The sequence below is a fragment of the Brevundimonas sp. genome, from assembly GCF_019636155.1.
Taxonomy (GTDB): domain Bacteria; phylum Pseudomonadota; class Alphaproteobacteria; order Caulobacterales; family Caulobacteraceae; genus Brevundimonas.
Map to the genome: position 1 here is coordinate 1 of NZ_JAHBYB010000006.1, position 16,645 is coordinate 16,645.

Annotated in this window: 16 protein-coding genes; 9 read left to right on the forward strand and 7 right to left on the reverse strand. The window is 70.1% G+C overall.

Features of this window, described 5'->3' with window-relative positions; genetic code table 11:
• Window positions 1-798 precede the first annotated feature (798 nt).
• Window positions 799-1,227: a CBS domain-containing protein gene (locus KF910_RS08115; protein ID WP_292260387.1), complete on the reverse strand. Its 429-nt coding sequence runs from the start codon at window positions 1,225-1,227 to the stop codon at window positions 799-801.
• 214 nt (window positions 1,228-1,441) lie between these two features.
• Between KF910_RS08115 and hfaA the strand changes: the two genes are divergently transcribed.
• The 4 genes from hfaA to KF910_RS08135 all read left to right on the forward strand — a co-directional run bounded on the left by hfaA (window position 1,442) and on the right by KF910_RS08135 (window position 7,208).
• Window positions 1,442-1,888 carry a holdfast anchoring protein HfaA gene (gene hfaA, locus KF910_RS08120; protein ID WP_292260391.1) on the forward strand — a complete coding sequence of 149 codons (447 nt, stop codon included), beginning with the start codon at window positions 1,442-1,444 and terminating at the stop codon, window positions 1,886-1,888.
• A complete protein-coding gene (gene hfaB / locus KF910_RS08125; RefSeq protein ID WP_292260393.1) occupies window positions 1,885-2,877 on the forward strand; it encodes a holdfast anchoring protein HfaB in 993 nt (330 codons plus the stop codon). Before hfaA ends, hfaB begins: the two co-directional genes overlap by 4 nt.
• Window positions 2,804-4,054 carry a holdfast anchor protein HfaD gene (gene hfaD, locus KF910_RS08130; protein WP_292260395.1) on the forward strand — a complete coding sequence of 417 codons (1,251 nt, stop codon included), beginning with the start codon at window positions 2,804-2,806 and terminating at the stop codon, window positions 4,052-4,054. The genes hfaB and hfaD overlap by 74 nt, the downstream gene beginning before the upstream one ends.
• A 313-nt stretch (window positions 4,055-4,367) precedes the next feature.
• The gene (locus KF910_RS08135; protein WP_292260398.1) at window positions 4,368-7,208 is read left to right on the forward strand and encodes a M16 family metallopeptidase; all 2,841 of its coding nucleotides are present in this window, start codon (window positions 4,368-4,370) and stop codon (window positions 7,206-7,208) included.
• Between the two features lie 105 nt (window positions 7,209-7,313).
• Here the strand turns inward: KF910_RS08135 and KF910_RS08140 are convergent, their stop codons facing one another.
• The gene (locus KF910_RS08140) at window positions 7,314-8,186 is read right to left on the reverse strand and encodes a hypothetical protein (RefSeq protein ID WP_292260401.1); all 873 of its coding nucleotides are present in this window, start codon (window positions 8,184-8,186) and stop codon (window positions 7,314-7,316) included.
• Window positions 8,187-8,298: 112 nt separating this feature from the next.
• Here KF910_RS08140 and KF910_RS08145 point away from each other — a divergent pair, with 112 nt between their 5' ends.
• A complete protein-coding gene (locus KF910_RS08145; RefSeq protein WP_292260402.1) occupies window positions 8,299-8,820 on the forward strand; it encodes a PAS domain-containing protein in 522 nt (173 codons plus the stop codon).
• Here KF910_RS08145 and KF910_RS08150 read toward each other — a convergent pair.
• Complete coding sequence (locus KF910_RS08150; RefSeq protein WP_292260405.1) at window positions 8,817-9,344, reverse strand: gamma carbonic anhydrase family protein; 528 nt, start codon at window positions 9,342-9,344, stop codon at window positions 8,817-8,819. The two genes, KF910_RS08145 and KF910_RS08150, sit on opposite strands and share 4 nt — an antisense overlap.
• A gap of 282 nt (window positions 9,345-9,626) precedes the next feature.
• On the opposite strand from KF910_RS08150, the gene KF910_RS08155 reads away from it, so the two are divergent.
• Entirely contained in the window at window positions 9,627-10,412 is a 786-nt protein-coding gene (locus tag KF910_RS08155) for a PhoH family protein (RefSeq protein ID WP_292260868.1), read from the forward strand.
• Between the two features lie 9 nt (window positions 10,413-10,421).
• Here the strand turns inward: KF910_RS08155 and KF910_RS08160 are convergent, their stop codons facing one another.
• The 4 genes from KF910_RS08160 to thiE all read right to left on the reverse strand — a co-directional run bounded on the left by KF910_RS08160 (window position 10,422) and on the right by thiE (window position 15,069).
• Window positions 10,422-11,660, reverse strand: a complete 1,239-nt coding sequence (locus KF910_RS08160) for a cation:proton antiporter (RefSeq protein WP_292260408.1) — start codon at window positions 11,658-11,660, stop codon at window positions 10,422-10,424.
• Window positions 11,661-11,778: 118 nt separating this feature from the next.
• Entirely contained in the window at window positions 11,779-12,579 is an 801-nt protein-coding gene (locus KF910_RS08165) for a hypothetical protein (RefSeq protein WP_292260411.1), read from the reverse strand.
• A 61-nt stretch (window positions 12,580-12,640) separates the two neighbouring features.
• The gene (locus KF910_RS08170) at window positions 12,641-14,332 is read right to left on the reverse strand and encodes a sensor histidine kinase (RefSeq protein ID WP_292260413.1); all 1,692 of its coding nucleotides are present in this window, start codon (window positions 14,330-14,332) and stop codon (window positions 12,641-12,643) included.
• An 83-nt stretch (window positions 14,333-14,415) separates the two neighbouring features.
• Window positions 14,416-15,069, reverse strand: coding sequence for a thiamine phosphate synthase (gene thiE, locus KF910_RS08175; protein WP_292260415.1), 654 nt, complete (start codon window positions 15,067-15,069; stop codon window positions 14,416-14,418).
• Window positions 15,070-15,185: 116 nt separating this feature from the next.
• Here thiE and KF910_RS08180 point away from each other — a divergent pair, with 116 nt between their 5' ends.
• The 3 genes from KF910_RS08180 (at window position 15,186) to KF910_RS08190 (ending at window position 16,595) form a co-directional block, all read left to right on the forward strand.
• Window positions 15,186-15,371, forward strand: coding sequence for a (2Fe-2S)-binding protein (locus KF910_RS08180; protein WP_292260417.1), 186 nt, complete (start codon window positions 15,186-15,188; stop codon window positions 15,369-15,371).
• Between the two features lie 125 nt (window positions 15,372-15,496).
• Window positions 15,497-15,997: a bacterioferritin gene (bfr, locus tag KF910_RS08185; protein ID WP_292260419.1), complete on the forward strand. Its 501-nt coding sequence runs from the start codon at window positions 15,497-15,499 to the stop codon at window positions 15,995-15,997.
• Window positions 15,998-16,040: 43 nt separating this feature from the next.
• Window positions 16,041-16,595 (forward strand): tryptophan-rich sensory protein, encoded by a 555-nt coding sequence (locus tag KF910_RS08190; protein ID WP_292260422.1) that lies wholly within the window; start codon window positions 16,041-16,043, stop codon window positions 16,593-16,595.
• Window positions 16,596-16,645: the final 50 nt, after the last annotated feature.

Consider the following 16,645-nt stretch of genomic DNA (forward strand, 5'->3'; position numbering starts at 1 on the left):
TTCTGACCTAAGCATGACAGTCCGAAGACCGTCTGGCATTAGTTCTACGTATTCTTGACGAGATCCCACGTTCACCGATCCGAAGATCGGTTACATGGTATGTCTTTTCAAAAAGACCGCAGATGTCAGTGTCGAGATAACCTCGAAGGGTTATCGCCAGGACACCGCCGCCTGCGTTTCTCTTTCCAGATCAACGATTTCAAAGACCTCAGGAACCGCCGGAGCGGCCCCACCGTTTAGCGCCCGGTTGCGGCGGAGGCGGCGATGTAGTCGCCTCGGTTTTCCGTGTCAAGCGATCCTTCCGAAGAAGTTTCCCTTTTCACGACCCCGCCCGGAAGCGAGGGAGGCGCTGTTTAGCGCCCCGGATTTCCTAGTCAAGCCGTTCTTTTCAGAAAAGAACTTCTCGGTTCGGAACCGCCCCGGAGGGCGGCGGAGGCGGCTACCTAAAGAGGCGGCCTCTCCGTGTCAACCGGGCCTTTCGACCTTTCTGCGTTCGTTGAGGCCAGAGCCTCCAGACCGCAAAAAACCACCGCAGGAAGCCGGAGGGGCTTCCCTCAGTTCGTCTCGAACGATTCGATTGAAGCGCGGAGACTAATCGGACGGCCCGCGAAAATCAAGAGGCGAACCTCGGATTTTCGCCGAGAAATCGGGGCCGCCGTGGCCGTCCCGGTTTCGTCGCCGCCCGTCCCCGAGCGAGGCGTCGATATAGGGGGACGCTTCCGGCCCCGCAAGCGGCTTTTTCATGGCCGCGCGTTTTTCCGGATCCGGACCGCCCGAGGCCCCGAAACCCGGCCCGGATCAGCCCGCGGCGATATAGGTGCGCAGGCTCTCGGCCTCCTGGGCGGCCTCGGCGATCTGGCATTTCACCACATCCCCGATGGACACCACCCCGCACAGACGCTCTTCGTGCAGCACCGGCAGGTGGCGCACCCGGCGATCAGTCATCCGCTCCATCAGCAGGTCGACGCTCTCGGCCGGCTGGGCGAACACCACCTCGCGAGTCATATAGGCCTCGGTAGGCTGCTCCAGGGCGGCCTGGCCGTCGCGCGCCACCGCCCGCACCACGTCCCGCTCGGACAGGACGCCCACCACCCGGTCGGCGTCGCAGACGATCAGGGCGCCGACCCGGCGCGTGTCCAGTTCGCGGCAGGCCTCGGCCAGGGTCGTCGCCGGCGCGATGGCGAAGACCGCATCGCCCTTGGATTTCAGAATCTCGGTGACCAGCACGACGTCGCTCCCTCTCTCTATGTATAGGGCGCGGCCGCGGCACGGCCGCTGTCAGGGGGCCAGCCTCGCCCAGACCGGCCGACGAATCAAATCCCGGACGCGCGATTCGATCCGCGCGCGGCCCGGAACCGGCCCCGCGATCTCAAGCGCTTCTTAATAACCTTAACGGAGATTGGCCCATCGACCGGCTGAGAAGATAGGGAGCGCCCCAGCCATGAGTCCGGCCATCACAGCCCTGAGCGGCGCCGTCGCGGCCCTGGCCGTCCTGGCGTTCGCCGACGCCGCGGCCGCCCAGTCGGCCCAGGCCGCCGGGTCCGCGGGCGCCGGCGCCTTCCAGGCCGGATACGGCGCCTCGCGCTACACCACCGCCCGCCAGGCTACCGGGTCGACCCGCGACGCCAGCGGCAACCGCCTGATCATCGACGGCATCATCCAGACCGGCGCCTCCAGCTATTCCAGCGCGTCCGGCGGCGTCGCCAGCGTCTATTCCGGCGCCGGCGGAAACCGCGGAACCCAGATCGGCGGCGCCTCGGCCGTCGGCAACAGCCTGAACGTGGTGGTCCAGGGCGACCACAACACGGTGATCGTCAACTCCACCCAGACCAACACCGGCGACATCACGGCCGGAACGGCGCTGAACGGGACGCTGAAGCTTCCATGACCGCTCGTCCGCTGCGATTCGGCGCCCTGACGGCGTCCCTGGCCCTTCTGGCCGGCTGCGTCAGCCCGACCGCCGGGCCGTCGGGCCTCTACGCCGCCCCCATCGGCAATGCGCCGGTGACCGCCAATCCCACTCCCTATTCGGCGGCCCTCTACTGCCTGGCCGACTACGCCCGGCGCTACAATCTGCCGTCGCCGCGAATCGCGGTGGGCCGGATCAGCGACTACACCGGCACGGTCTCGGCCGACGGCGGACGCCAGGTGACCGGCGGCGCCTCTCTGATGGCCTATTCGGCCCTGGCCAAGGCGGGCGCGCGAATCGTCGAACGCTTCGACACCTCGGTGTCGGAACTGGAGCTGCGCTACGCCAACAACAAGCTGATCGGCGAACCGGCCGGGGCCGAGGAATCCCAATACCGCCGCATCCTGGCGGGCCAGGTGCCGGGGTCGGACTTCTATATCGTCGGCGGCATCACCGAGGTGAACTACAACATCCGCTCGGCCGGCTTCGACGCCGGCATGGGCGAGGTGGACACCAACCGGGGCGGCTCGGGCGTCATCACCGGCAAGGTGTTCGTGATGAACATCGCCATGGACCTGCGCCTGGTCCAGACCACCAGCCTGGAGGTGGTCGACGTCATCTCCTACCAGAAGCAGATCATCGGCCGCGAGGTCTCGGCCGGGGTGTTCGACTTCCTGAACGGCAACGTCTTCGACGTCTCGGCCGGCCAGGGCGGTTTCGAGCCGGTCCAGCTGGCGGTCCGGGCCATGATCGAGCGGGCCACGGTCGAGATGATGGCCAACCTCTATGGCGCGCCGGGGCCGGAAGCCTGCCTGAACGCCGCCAACGACCCCCTGGGCACGGTGGGCCCGACCGGCGGCTACTATGCGGCCTATCCCAACACGGACAGCAACAATGGCCAGACCCGCGCCGACCCATCTCGCTGGCATGATCGCCGCGACGGCGATGTGCGCCGCAGCCGCTACTGAGGCCGCCGCGCAGACGCCTCCGGGCTCACTCGTCCTGAACGAACAGCTTCAGCTGGGCGACGTCGTCGCCGGCGAGGTGCTGAACGTCGTCGACGCCCAGGATCAGGTCACCGTCACCACCACGGCCCGGGGCAACGAGATTTCCGGCGCGGTCCAGAACGACAGCCTGACCGCGACCTCGCGCCAGACCCTGCGCGGCTCGACCACGGCCTCCACCAGCCTGACCCTGGGCGGCGACACGGCAGGGACGGTCACCGCCGTCACCCAGGCGCGGGGCAACTATCTGGCCGCCGGGGCCTATGACGCCAACCTGGAGCTGTCGTCCCGCCAGGACGTCGATGACGTCTATGTCGGCGCCGCCAGCGAGATCACGGGCGAAGAGGCGCGCCTGCTGGGCGGCGGCTCGGTCCAGGCGGCGGCCATCGCCAACACCACCGCCATCGGCGGCGAAACCGCCGTCATCGCCGCCGACATCGACCAGACCTCGGCCGCCACGGTCCGGGCCGAGAATTTCATGGGCAGCCGCTATGTCCCTGGGTCGGCCGAGTTTTCCAGCCAGGCCCTGGCCAACGCCGCCGCCTCGAACGGCGACCTGGCCTCGGGCCAGGCCCTGACCGTGCGCCAGCGGTCCAGCGGCGAAAGCGTCGAGGCGGACACCAGCGCCAACGCCGCCAACGCCTGGGACCTGGCCGGACGCGCCAACGCCGGCGCCAACCAGGCGGTCTTCTACAACCAGGGCGGCGCCCTGGTCGTGGCCTCGGACCAGGGCAACGCCGGCCGCGTCTCGGCCTCCGGGGTGGTCACCGCCTACGACTTCGGCGCCGCGACGGTTCAGGCGCGCGGCGTCGGCAACGAGCTGTCGGCCGGAAACAACGACATCTATCTGGAGATCGACAACGTCCAGCTGAACAGCGGCCCGATCGACGCCTCGGCCCAATTCTCGGGCGGCAATGGCTATGACGTCTATGTCGGCGCCGACGCGGCGGGCAATGTGGTGACCGGCTACGCCTGTTCGGAATGCCAGGGGGTGATCGACGCCCGCAACAGCCAGACCAACGCCGCCTCGGTCACGGCCGTGGCCGGGGCCACGGTCCAGGGCTCGGCCCGCGCCGTGGTGGCGGGCTCAAACGCCGTGGGCAATTCGGCCACCTTCTACGTCTCCCGGCCGGCGAACTGACGCAGCCGCGCCCACGCTTCCCTCTCCCATTGGGAGAGGGCTTAAGCGCCCAAGAGCCCGTCAGGGCGATTGGCCTTGCGCGAAAGGGTGAGGGTCGGCTCGTCGAGATCAGCGCGCGATGGGCCACATCCGCCCCTCACCCTTTCGCCTTGCCGATCGCTACGCTCCCGGAGGCTCAAGCCCTCTCCCAACAGGAGAGGGATCGAAGGGGCCATCCCCGATGTCGATTGAACCTAGCCGCGACGCGCGCCGGTGGGATACGGTCCGGCCGGCGACGCCTGTCGCCGTCTCCCCTGCCCTGCCGGAGTCTTTCATGCGCCGTTTCCGCCGCCTGCTTCTCGTCGCCGCATCCGGCCTTGCCCTCGGTGCGGGCGCCGGCCTGCCCGCCCTGGCCCAGACGCAAGCTCCGGCGGCCTGGTCGCATGAGGCCAGCGACCTGGCGCCCGACGCGGCGGTGCGGTTCGGCCGCCTGCCCAACGGCATGCGCTACGCCCTGATGCACAACGCCACCCCGCCGGGCCAGGCGTCCCTGCGCCTGCGGATCGACGCCGGAACCCTGATGGAGACGGACGACCAGAAGGGGCTGGCCCACTTCACCGAACACATGGTTTTCAACGGCTCGGACGACATTCCGGAGAACGAGCTGCTGCGGATTCTCGAACGGCTGGGCCTGGCCTTCGGGGCCGACACCAACGCCACCACCGCCCCGGACGAGACGGTCTACAAGCTGGAGCTGCCTCGCACCGACGACGAGACGGTGGACGCCAGCCTGCGGATCCTGCGCGAAATGATGTCGGACGCCCTGATGGCCACGGCGGACATCGACGCCGAACGCGGCGTCATCGTCGGCGAGGACCGCAGCCGCGACACCCCTGGCCGCCGTTCCGCGGTGGCCCAGCTGGGCCTGCTGGCCCAGGGTCAGAGGCTGGCCTCGCGCCTGCCCGACGGGGACAACACCATCGTCCAGACCGCACCGGCCCAGAGCTTCATCGACTTCTACCGCGCCTGGTATCGGCCCGAACGGGCGACCCTGGTCGCTGTCGGCGATTTCGACCTGGACGTCATGGAGGCCAAGATCCGCGCCGCCTTCGAGTCCTGGCGCGGCGAAGGGGCGGCCGGCGCCGATCCCGACCTGGGTCAGGTCGCCGAGCGCGGCCCCGAGACCCGCATCCTGGTCGAACCCGGCGTCCAGTCGACGCTCCAGCTGAACTGGGTCCGCCCGCCGGACCTCAGCCCCGACACGGCCGACCAGCGCAAGCAGAAGACCCTGGCCAGCCTGGGCCTGGCGGTGCTGAACCGCCGCCTGGGCGAGATCGCGCGCGCGGACAACCCGCCCTTCCTGGGCGCCGGCGCCTCGACCGGCGATCTGTTCGACAGCGTCGAGATCGGCACGGTCTCGGCGGCCTTCAATCCGGGCCAGTGGGCCCGCGCCCTCGAGACGATGGAGCAGGAGCAGCGTCGCCTGGTCCAGTTCGGCGTGACCGAGGCCGAGCTTCAGCGCGAGATCGCCGACACCCGCACCGCGCTTCAGAACGCCGCCGCCGCCGCCGCGACCCGCTCAACCCCCGCCCTGGCCGGCGCCCTGGCCGGCAGCGTCAACGCCGACCGCGTCTTCACCAGCCCGGCGGCTAATCTGGCCTTGTTCGAGGCCCTGACGCAGGGGCTGACCCCGGCCCAGGTCGACGCCGCCGTGCGCCAGGCCTTCGAGGGCCAGGGGCCGGTCATGCTGGTCGTCAGCCCCGTCCCGATCGAGGGCGGAGAGGCGGCGGTCACGGCCGCTCTGGAGGCCTCGCGCCAGGTCCCAGTCGCGGCCCGCGCCGCCGACGCGGCCCTGGACTGGCCCTATGCCGATTTCGGCCCGGCGGCCCAGCCGGTCGACCGGACGGAGGTCCAGGATCTGGGCCTGACCCTGTTCCGCTTCGCCAACGGGGTGCGGCTGACGGTCAAGCCGACCGATTTCCGCGACGACCAGATCCTGGTCAGCGTCCGCACCGGCATCGGCGACCTGGCCCTTCCGACCGACCGCGTGACCGAGGGCCAGCTGGTCGACAACGTGCTGGTCGCCGGCGGCGTCGGCCGCCTGACCCTGGATCAGATGACCCGGGTGCTCAGCGGCCGCACCTATAATGTCAGCGCCGGCATGGGCGCCGACGCCTTCCAGTTCACCGGCGCCACCACCCCGGCCGACCTGACGCTGCAGATGCAGGTGATGGCGGCCTATCTGACCGATCCGGGCCTGCGCGCCGCCCCCTTCGACCAAATCAAGTCGGCCTTTCCGCAGATGATGGGACAGATCCTGTCCACTCCGGGCGGCGCCTTCGCGGTCAAGTCGGCCGAGCTGCTGGCCGGCGGCGACCGCCGCGCCGCCTTCCCGACCGAGGCCGAGGTCGCGGCCATGGACCTGGACGCCCTGCGCCAGATTGTCCGCCAGGGCCTGGCCCAGGGGCCGATCGACATCGTCATGGTCGGGGACGTGACGCCGGAAGACGCCGTCGCGGCGGTGGCCGCCACCTTCGGCGCCCTGCCCGCCCGCGCGCCGGCCCTCGCCCCCGCGCCGGGCGCGGACCAGCGGCGCTTCCCCGACCCGACCGCCACCCCCGTCCGCCTGACCCACAACGGCCAGCCGGGCCAGGCCCTCGGCTATGTCGCCTGGCCGACCACCGACGCCGTCGGCGACCGCACCGAGGCGCGTCGGGTCAGTCTGCTGTCGGACGTGCTTCAGCTGCGCCTCAACGCCGTGATCCGCGAACAGATGGCCCTGGCCTATTCGCCCCGCGCCGGGGCCAGCGCCTCCAACACCTTCCCCGGCTACGGCTCCATCGCCGTCACCGCTGAGGTTACGCCCGACGACCTGCCGCGCCTGTTCGAGACCATCGACCAGATCGCCGCCGACCTGCGCGACACGCCGATCGAGGCCGACGAACTGATCCGCGCCCAGCGGCCCACGGTCGAAGCCCTGAAACGCAGCCGCAACGACAACGCCTACTGGCTGGGCCAGCTTCAGGACGCCCAGAAGACCCCCGCCAGCCTGGACGAGATCCGCAACCACCTCGCCGACCTGGAATCGGTCACCCCGGCCGACATCCAGGCCCTGGCCCGGACCTATCTGCGTCCCGACCGCGCCTGGCGCGCCGAGGTCGTCCCGGCCGAATAAAAAGACCCCGGCTCATCACGAGCCGGGGCCAGGTCCATGGTCGACGGAGGATCGACACGGACAAATCTTGCGCCGCGCCGCCTGACCGGCGGCTGAACGGCGGGTTCAGAACACCCGGCCGCCGACCCCGCCGTCCAGCATCATGCTGGCGCCCGAAATGGCCACGCCGGACCGTTCGACCACCTCTTCGCGGTATTCGACATATTCCTCTTCGCGGATCAGGGTCAGGATCTTGATCCCCGCCCCATAGCGCCGCAGCAGCGAGCGTTCGTTGCAGTCGCGCTCGGCCTTCTGGACCCGGCATTCGACGCGGCCGCCGCGGCCGTGCCACAGGGCCTCGCCCTTGCGGCAGGCCAGGGTCTCGCCGTGGTCCCAGCTGATCTCGCCATTGTAGTCGGCGATGGTGGCCTGCAGCCAGGTCCCGGCGAGGCAGCGATAGATCTCGCCCTCATAGTCGCCGTCCACGTCCCGGTCGGGCCGCACCTGCGAGGCCGGATGCGGACGGGCGCGGTCGTCGATGCAGACGGCCTGGATCACCACCCGCTTCTCCATCCGGCGACGCGAGGTGAAGGGGGTCCGCACCGTCTCGCGCATCCGCGCGCCCTCGACGTTCAGTCCCTGGATGACGGTGGGATAGGGCTGTTCAACATTGATGTAGGCCGAACCGCCGCCCTGGACATAGACCGATCCCCCGGCGCGGGCGTTGATCGCCGCCCGCGCGCCAGCCGCGGCGCCGGCGTTCGCATTGACGTTGACGTTCACATTGACACTGCCCGACCCACAGCACGGCGGCGCGGGCGGCGCCTCGCAGCACCCGCTTGGGGGCGGCGGCGGGGGCGGCGGGGGCGGCGGCTGGCAGCACGGCGGCGGGGGCGGTTCGCAGCCCTGATTGCACTGGGCCGCGGCCTTGTCGGCGAAGGCCGTCAGGGCCAGGAAGCCCAGGGCCGCCGGCAGCCAGGTCTTGATGCTCAGCCGCATGGGCCGGCCCTCCATACAGGTCGTCAGCCTGCATCAGACGGGAAAACCCTTGCATTTCCGTTTCCCTGATCACGGCGCGGCCCTTGCGCCGAGGCGGTCGGAGGGACCGACGATGTTCCATCGTGGCACACAGACGCTGATCGACGCCTGGAGCCTGCTGCCGGGGGCGCAGCGCATCCCGTCGCGTCTGTCGGTCGATCCCGCCGCCTTCGGGCCCCTGCTGCCGCAGGTGTTCGTGGCGAACCGCACCGGCGAGGGGGCGAAGGTGCGGTTCGCCGGCGGTTGGATCGAGGGTTTTCACGACCGATCCCTGGCGGCGCGCCCCTGGCTGGACCTCTGGGCCGCCGACAGCCGCCCCCTGGTCGCCTCGGCCCTGATCCAGGCCTTCCGCGAGGCCCGCCCGGTGGTGGTCGTGGCCGCCGCCGGCGCCGAGGGGCTGGAGATCGCCCTGGCCCCCCTGCGCGGCCCCGACGGCCGGCCTGACCGGCTGATCGGCCTGTATCAGCCCCTGGGCGCCCTGGCCCGGGATCTGCGCGGGGTCGAGGCCCTGAACGCCCGCGTCTCCATCGGCGTCGGCCCTATCCGCCCCGCCCCCGTGGCCCTGGCCTGCCTGGACGGCCGCCGGGTCGCCTAAATCTCCTTCAGCCCCGTCGCATAGCGGCGCCAATTCTCGACATAGTGGCGGGCCGAGGCCTTCAGGGCCTCGATCTGTCCCGGCTCAAGCTCGCGGACCACCTTGCCCGGCTGGCCCATCACCAGGCTGTTGTCCGGGATGATCTTGCCTTCGGTGATCAGGGCGTTGGCGCCGATCAGGCAGTTGTTCCCGATCCTGGCCCGACCCAGCACCACCGCCCCGATGCCGATCAGGCAGTTGTCGCCGATCTCGCAGCTGTGCAGCATGGCCATGTGCCCGACCGTGACCCCCCGCCCGATGGTCAGGGGCTCGCCGGGGTCGGAATGCAGGACGCTGCCGTCCTGGATATTGCTGTCGGCGCCGATGGTGATCGGGTCGTTGTCGCCGCGCACCACCGCCCCGAACCAGACGCTGGCCCCCGGATGCAGAATCACGTCTCCTGTGACGACAGCGTTCGGCGCCACCCAGTATTCGCCCTGGGGCGGCAGCTGCGGTTTCTTGTCCGCCAACGCATAAATCGTCATAAGACCATCACCTTATTAAAGAAAACGAGCGCTTTAAGCTCTCGTAAACCACGCTAGCATCACAGTGTAAGTGCGATTCGAGGCTCTGTTTTCGCCCCGGATCAGAAGCCGGATCAAGCCCGGTCCGGTCAGTCCACGGAGAACGCGCGTGCTGCGTTCCGGTCGGCGGGTCATCCCGCTGAGCATTGAACCCGCAGACGACCCCGGTGGTCGCGTCGCGCCCCTTCTCCCGTTCATCCTCGTTCGAGGCGATGCCTTTCCGGCGTCGCCTTTTTTCATGCCCTGGAGGCGTCCATGACCAAGCGTGCGGCACTCAAGCGTCAGGCCCGTGAGTTCGGTGTTCTCGACACCCGTCAGTTCGTCGAGGACGCCAAGGTCCGGCAGATGCCGCGTAACGCGGGGGGCGGCTGGTCGCCCTATCCGTCGAATGACGAACGCGACCAGGCCTATCTGAAGACGCTGAAGCCCAAGTCGGAGGGCCAGGCCGAACTGATGGCGGCCATGGACACCCACAATCTGGTCATGGCCCTGGGCCCGGCGGGTACGGGCAAGACCTATCTGGCCGTGGCCAAGGCGGTCGAGGCGCTGGAGGCCGGGCGCGTCGGCCGTATCGTCCTCAGCCGCCCGGCGGTCGAGGCGGGCGAATCCATCGGCTTCCTGCCCGGCGACATGGAGGACAAGCTGGCTCCCTATCTGCGGCCCCTCTACGACGCCCTGTCGGACCGGCTGTCGATGAAGCGCGTCAAGGCCCTGATGGCCGAGGGGCTGATCGAGATCGCCCCGATCGGCTACATGCGCGGCCGCACCCTGAACAACGCCTTCATCGTGGTGGATGAGGCCCAGAACTGCACCTACGTCCAGCTGAAGATGCTGCTGACCCGCCTGGGTTGGCACTCGACCATGGTGGTCACCGGCGACCCGCACCAGTCGGACCTCCTGCCCGGCGTCTCGGGCCTGTCCGACATCTCGGAGCGGCTGGAACAGGTGCCGGACATCGCCGTGGTCCGCCTGGCCGAACGCGACATCGTCCGCCACCCCCTGGTCGCCTCGATGATCGGGGTGCTGTAGCCCTCTGGATCAGGCCACGTCGCGCACGGTCGGGGGGGAGGCGGCCGGAGCCTTCGCGCCTTGGGGCGCCGGGCGGGCGCCCATCCGGTCGATCAGGCCGAAGACGAAGGGGTGCAAGGAGATCGACAGCAGGGCGCCGGCCAGGATCAGGTCGCGCGTCTCGGCCCGCATCACCCCTTCCTGCAGGCCCAGGGCCGCCAGGATGAAGCTGAATTCCCCGATCTGGGCCAGACTGGCCGCGACGGTCAGGCCGGTCGCCCTGTCCAGCTTGAAGTGATGGGTGATGACCAGGGCCGCCAGCGACTTGCCGATGATGATGATGCCCAGCACCCCGACCACCGCCAGGGGCCGGCTGACCAGGATGGCCGGATCGAACAGCATCCCCACCGAGACGAAGAACAGCACGGCGAAGGCGTCGCGCAGCGGCAGGGACCGCTCGGCCGCATTGTGCCCCAGGGGCGATCCGTTCAGCACCAGCCCCGCCAGGAAGGCGCCCAGGGCGAACGAGTGGAACAGCGCATAGGCCACCCAGGCGATGCCCAGGGCGATGGCCAGAACCCCCAGGGTGAACAGTTCCCGCGACCGGGTATGGGCGATCCGCACCAGGAGCCAGGGCATGACCCGCCCGCCCAGCACCAGCATGACGGCGACGAAGGCCACGACCTTCAGAACGGTCCAGCCGACGCTGAACGCCAGGGCGGTCCCGTCCACCGCCTCTCCCGGACGGACCAGGATCATGGGCAGCATGACCAGGGCGATGACGATCACCAGGTCCTCGACGATCAGCCAACCGACCGCGATCCGTCCGATCTCGCCCTTGCTCTGCTTTCGCTCCTCCAGCGCCCGCATCAGCACGACGGTGGAGGCCACGGACAGGGAGAAGCCCATCAGGGTGGCTTCCAGATCGCTCATCCCCAGCAGGAACCGGCCCAGCAGCCAGCCCATGCCGGTCGCGGCGGCGATCTGGGCCAGGGCGCCGGGCAGCGCGACCTTTCGCACCTGCATCAGGTCGCGCGGCGAGAAATGCAGCCCGACCCCGAACATCAGCAGGATGACGCCGATCTCGGCCAGCTGGGGCGCCAGATGGGTGTCGGCGACGAACCCCGCCGTGTGCGGCCCCGCCACCACCCCCGCCACCAGATAGCCCACCAGGGGCGACAGCTTCAGCCGATTGGCGATCATGCCGAACACGAAGGCCAGGACGAAGGCCCCGACCAGGGTGACGATCAGGCTGTCGGCATGGGGCATCGGCGCTCCGCGTCAGCGAAAGGTCGGAATCGGGGTTCCGGTCTAGATGGCGGTCGCGGCGTCCTTCGACAAGGCGGGCAGCGGATATGCCGCACGAAAACCCGCGTTCGGATTCGCCCTAACGCGGATCGACCGACTGGGCGAGGCGCTCGGCCAGGACGCGGTCGGCCCCGTCCACGCTGGCGACCCAGACGTGGATTTCGCGCGGTGCGGCGTCACGCTGGAACAGGTGCTCCAGGGCCAGGCGTTGTCCCTCCTCCGTCACCACAACCGAGGTGCGGCCGGCCGCCTGGACCTGCTGGCCGTCATAGATCGGAAACTGCGAGGCCGGCCCGGCATAGATCATGGCCAGGGTGCGGCCGGCCTTGCGGACCGACCAGATGCGGAAATCCGGCCCCGGCCGGGCCGCCGTGATCGTCGTTCCCGCCGGCAGGTCGACACGGAAGGGCAGGGCCGCGATGGCGGCGGCGTCCAGGGGGGCGGGCTCCGGCTCGGGCGCGGGCTCGGCCGTCGTTTCGGGCGTCGGCCCCGGGGGCGCTTCCGTCGTCGACCGCGGCGTCGCGGCGGGTGAAGAGGCGGGCGCGGTCGCCGGGCGCGTCTGGGCCTGAGCTGGTCCCTGCGCCTGAGCCGGGGCGGGAGTGGTCTGGGCCTGCGGCGCCTGGGCCCGAGGGGGCTGGACCGCCGGGGTCCGGGCGGGCTCGATGGCCGGCGCCGCAACGGGCCGGGTGCTGACCTGGTCCTCGTCGCGCGGGGTGGCCGGGGCCATGGCCGAAGGCGGCGCCTGGTTCAGCGACCGGGTGATGGCCGAACTGCTGGTCGACTGTCCCCCCGCATTCTGGGCTTGGGTCTGGGCCTGGGCCGATGCGGCGGGAAGGGCGACGGCCGCCGCGGCGACGGCGAGAAGGGTAAGGGATTTCATGGTCCGACCTTCGCCCCGGAAAGCGACGATCGCAAGGCGCCGGGAACCGCGCGTGACGGTATCAGGCGGCGGGCATCTCGACCCAGAACGCGGAGCCCTCGCCCACGGTCGAACGCACCCCGATGGTCCCGCCCTGCAGTTCGGTCAGCCGCTTGGCCAGGGCCAGGCCGATGCCGTGCCCCTCGACCGACGACCGCTCCAGACCCAGACGATTGAAGGGCTCGAACAACTGGGCCTGTTTCTCAGGCGACAGACCCGGCCCCTGGTCGATCACCTCGATGCGGACCACGCCGCCCGCCCGTCGGGCGTGCAGCCGAACCTTGCCGCCGGTCCCGCCGTATTTGACGGCGTTGCTGCCCAGGTTGGCGACGATCTGGTTCAGCCTCTGGGAATCCGCCAGGGCCACCAGGGACTCGCCTTCGGCCTCGATCTCGATCTCCACCCCCGCCGCCTCGGGCCGCAGGACCAGGGCGCGCCGCACATCCTCCAGAAGACCCCGCACGTCGGTGGGCCGCAACTCCACGCGCACGGCGCCCGATTCCGCTCGCGCCACGTCCAGCAGGTCGTGCGACAGGCTCTCGACCTGGCGGGCGGTCTTGACCAGCATCTCGGCCATCTCGGCCTGGGTCGGGCTGACTGGCCCCAGCTGGCCGCTGGTCCACAGCTGGCCGATGCCGATGATCCCCCCGACCGGGCTCTTGATCTCGTGCGCCACATTGGCCAGCAGCCGCGACTTGGCCTCGGACGCCAGTTCGGCGCGCCTCTGGCCCGCGCGGGCGCGTTCGGCCAGGGCGTCGCGCTCATCCAGCAGCACCGCGACCAGCATGATCGGCAGATAGCCGAACAGGACCAGCAGCTGGGCCATCATGGCGGCCTGCGCCGGCTCGAACCTCAGGGCGTAGGGGCCGTTGCCCATCATCGACCCGCCAACCGCCGTGATCGCCACCACCATCAGGGCCGCCGTCGCGCCCAGCACCCGCAACCGCGCCGCGATCAGCAGCAGGAAGGGCAGAAGGGTGAAGGTTATGGGCAGGTTCAGGGTCGAGAAGGTCAGGACGCACAGGGCGCCCAGGACGGCGAACAGGCCAGCCGCCTCGACCATCCGCCACGGACGCGCGAACATCGCCAGCCGCCTCGGCGTCAGGGCCAGGCCGAAACCGCCCACGACCGCCATGCCCAGGGCGTGCCCGAACCACCAGGTCTGGAACGCCGGCGCGGGGTCGGCCCCGGTCATGACCTGCAGCATCAGGGCGGCGAAGGCGGCGGCCGGCAGGGGCGCGACCACACCCGCGCTCAGCAGGAATCGCGCCGCGCCTTCGACGGTGGACAGGTTCGCATCGGGCGCGAAACGGCGCACCAGCACCACCGCCGCGACGATCTCGATCATGTTGGCGGCGGTGAACATCAGGCTCAGGGCCGGCGGATTGCCGACCAGGAACTCGGCCGCCAGCACCCCGGCCGTCATCAGCCCGCCGAAACACAGGTCGTAGGCGACGCCCCGGCCGCTGCGCAGCCACACCGCCACGGCCAGGCCGCCTGCGCCCCACAGCGCCGAGACCAGGCCCGCGGACCGGGCGAACAGGATGCTGACGACGATCAGCCCGGCCACACCCACCGCCGTCAGGATCGGGGCCAGGGGCTGGGCGAACAGGGCCGAGGCGCTGTTCCGCGCGCCCGCCGGGGCGGCGGCGCGCGCCGGCTGCATCGGCGCCGTCGGTCGGACGGGCCGGGCCTGGGGGTCGGAGGTGAGCACGCGGCTCGTCATTCGATCATTCTCGGTCGGACGTTCCGAACCGGAATAACCAGAGGTCTCCTAATATCCCCTGAAGCGCGAATTCAGCCGGCCAGGGCCCGGTTCAGGGCCGCCACCCCCGCCGCCGGCCCTCCGGGATGGGCCCAGACCCCGGCGCTGACGGCCACGAAGTCGGCCCCCGCCTCGGCCAGAACGCGGGCGTTGTCGGCCGTGATCCCGCCTATGGCCACGCAGGGGATTTCCATCGCCGCCTGCCAGGCGTTCAGCAGTTCGGGCTCGACCCGCTGCACCGCGTCCTTGGTCGTGGTCGGGAAGAAGGCGCCGAAGGCCACATAGTCCGCCCCTCCCTCGGCCGCCTCCATCGCCAGGTGATAGCTGCCGTGACAGGTGACGCCGATCATGGCGTCCGGCCCCAGGGTCCGGCGCGCCTCGGCCAGGGAGGCGTCCCCCTGGCCCACATGGACCCCGTCGCAGCCCAGTTCGCGCGCCAGATCGGGCCGGTCGTTCAGGATCACCGCCACCCCCCGCGCCTGGGCGATCGGCGCCAGCCGCCGCACGGCCGCGCGGATCGCCTCGTCCGGGGCGGGCTTCAGCCGGATCTGCAGGGCCGCGACCTCGCCCGCGTCCAGCGCCGCCTCCAGGTCGGCCGCGAAGGCCTCCAGGTCCGCGATCTGCGGCGGGGTCAGCAGATACAGGCGGCACGGCGGGCGCGGCGGGGTGGTCGGGGATCTGGCCATGGCCCGCCATCCCGCTTCCCGCCGCCCGCGTCAATCCGCCAATCTGAGAATGAATTGCACTCGCCGACGATCCTGCTATGGAGAACCATTCGCAACGCCTCCCGAGCTCGCCTCCCGTGTATGTCTGCAACTGCAACGGCCTGCGCCAGCGCGATGTGGCCCTGGCCATCGAGGCCGGCGCCGCCCGCCCGCGCGACGTGTTCGAACGTCACCAGTGCGCCCCCCAGTGCGCCAAATGCGTCTGCGAAATGCGTCAGATGATCCAGGAAGGCCGCGACGCCTTCGCCCTGGCCGCCGAATAGTTTTCGGAAACAATAATCACTCGCATTTTCAATGCAGTGATAAGTGTTCGCAAGTGAACATCGCCCCCTTTCTTCGTGTTATCTGAGCCGGACGCCGACGAATCCGCGGCGCAGGAGGCGACGACATGAAGGGCGATCCCGCGATCATCCGCACCCTCAACGCGGTGCTGACCAACGAACTGACGGCGGTGAATCAGTATTTCCTGCACGCCCGGATGTTCGAGAGCTGGGGCCTCAGCCACCTGGGCCATGTCATCTACGATGAATCGATCGGCGAGATGAAGCACGCCGACATGCTGATCAAGCGCATCCTGTTCCTGGACGGCCTGCCCAACCTGCAGGACCTGCACAAGCTCAAGGTCGGGGAGGAGCCCATCGAATGCCTGGGCGCCGATCTCCAGCTCGAGATCGACAGCCGGGTGACCACCGCCGCCGCCGTGACCCAGTGCGAAGAGGCCCGCGACTACGTCAGCCGTGACCTGCTGATGAAGATTCTGGCCGACACCGAGGAGCACATCGACTTCCTCGAGAACCAGCACAAGCTGATCGAACTGATGGGCGCCCAGAACTATCTGCAGTCGGCGATGAAGGAGATCGTCACCGACGGCGCGGCCACCGGGAACTAGGCCCGCCCCCGCTCATTCCCCCTCCCACAGCCAGGAGGGCCGGATGACCGATATCGACGACGCCATCGACGAGGTGCGCGACCGCGCCGCCGACCTGCTGAACGCCGAAGGGCGCAGCCTCGGCCATGTCCTGATGGGCGTCGCCCTGACCGCCGGATTCGCCCTGGCGGCTGCCGCCCTGGCGCGCGGAACCCTGCATCCCCGCCCGCCGAGGCTTCAGGATGCGCGAGAAGGCGACGCACCGATCACCGAACGGCCGCGCGGCGCCTTCAGCCTGATCCTGCCCGCGGTCTTTTCGGCCACCACCCTGTCGGCGGTGCGGGTCTGGAACGCCCCGGCCCGCCCGGAACGCACCCGCGCCATGGCCCTGTGGGCCGTGGCCCAGTCCCTGAACGCGGTCTGGATCGCCCTGCGGCCCGCCAGCCGGACGCTCCAGGTCGCCGCCGCCATGTCCACCGCCGGCATGGCCGCGGCCTTCGCCCATGAGGCCCGCAAGCTGGACCCCGGCGCCGGCAAGCTGGCCGCCCCGACCGGCGCCGGCGTCCGCCTGGCCAACCGCATCGACCGCAAGGCGGGCACGGAGCACACCCTGCATTGAGATCTTAGGGATGGTCGGACACGAAAAGGGGGCGACCGCGCGGTCGCCCC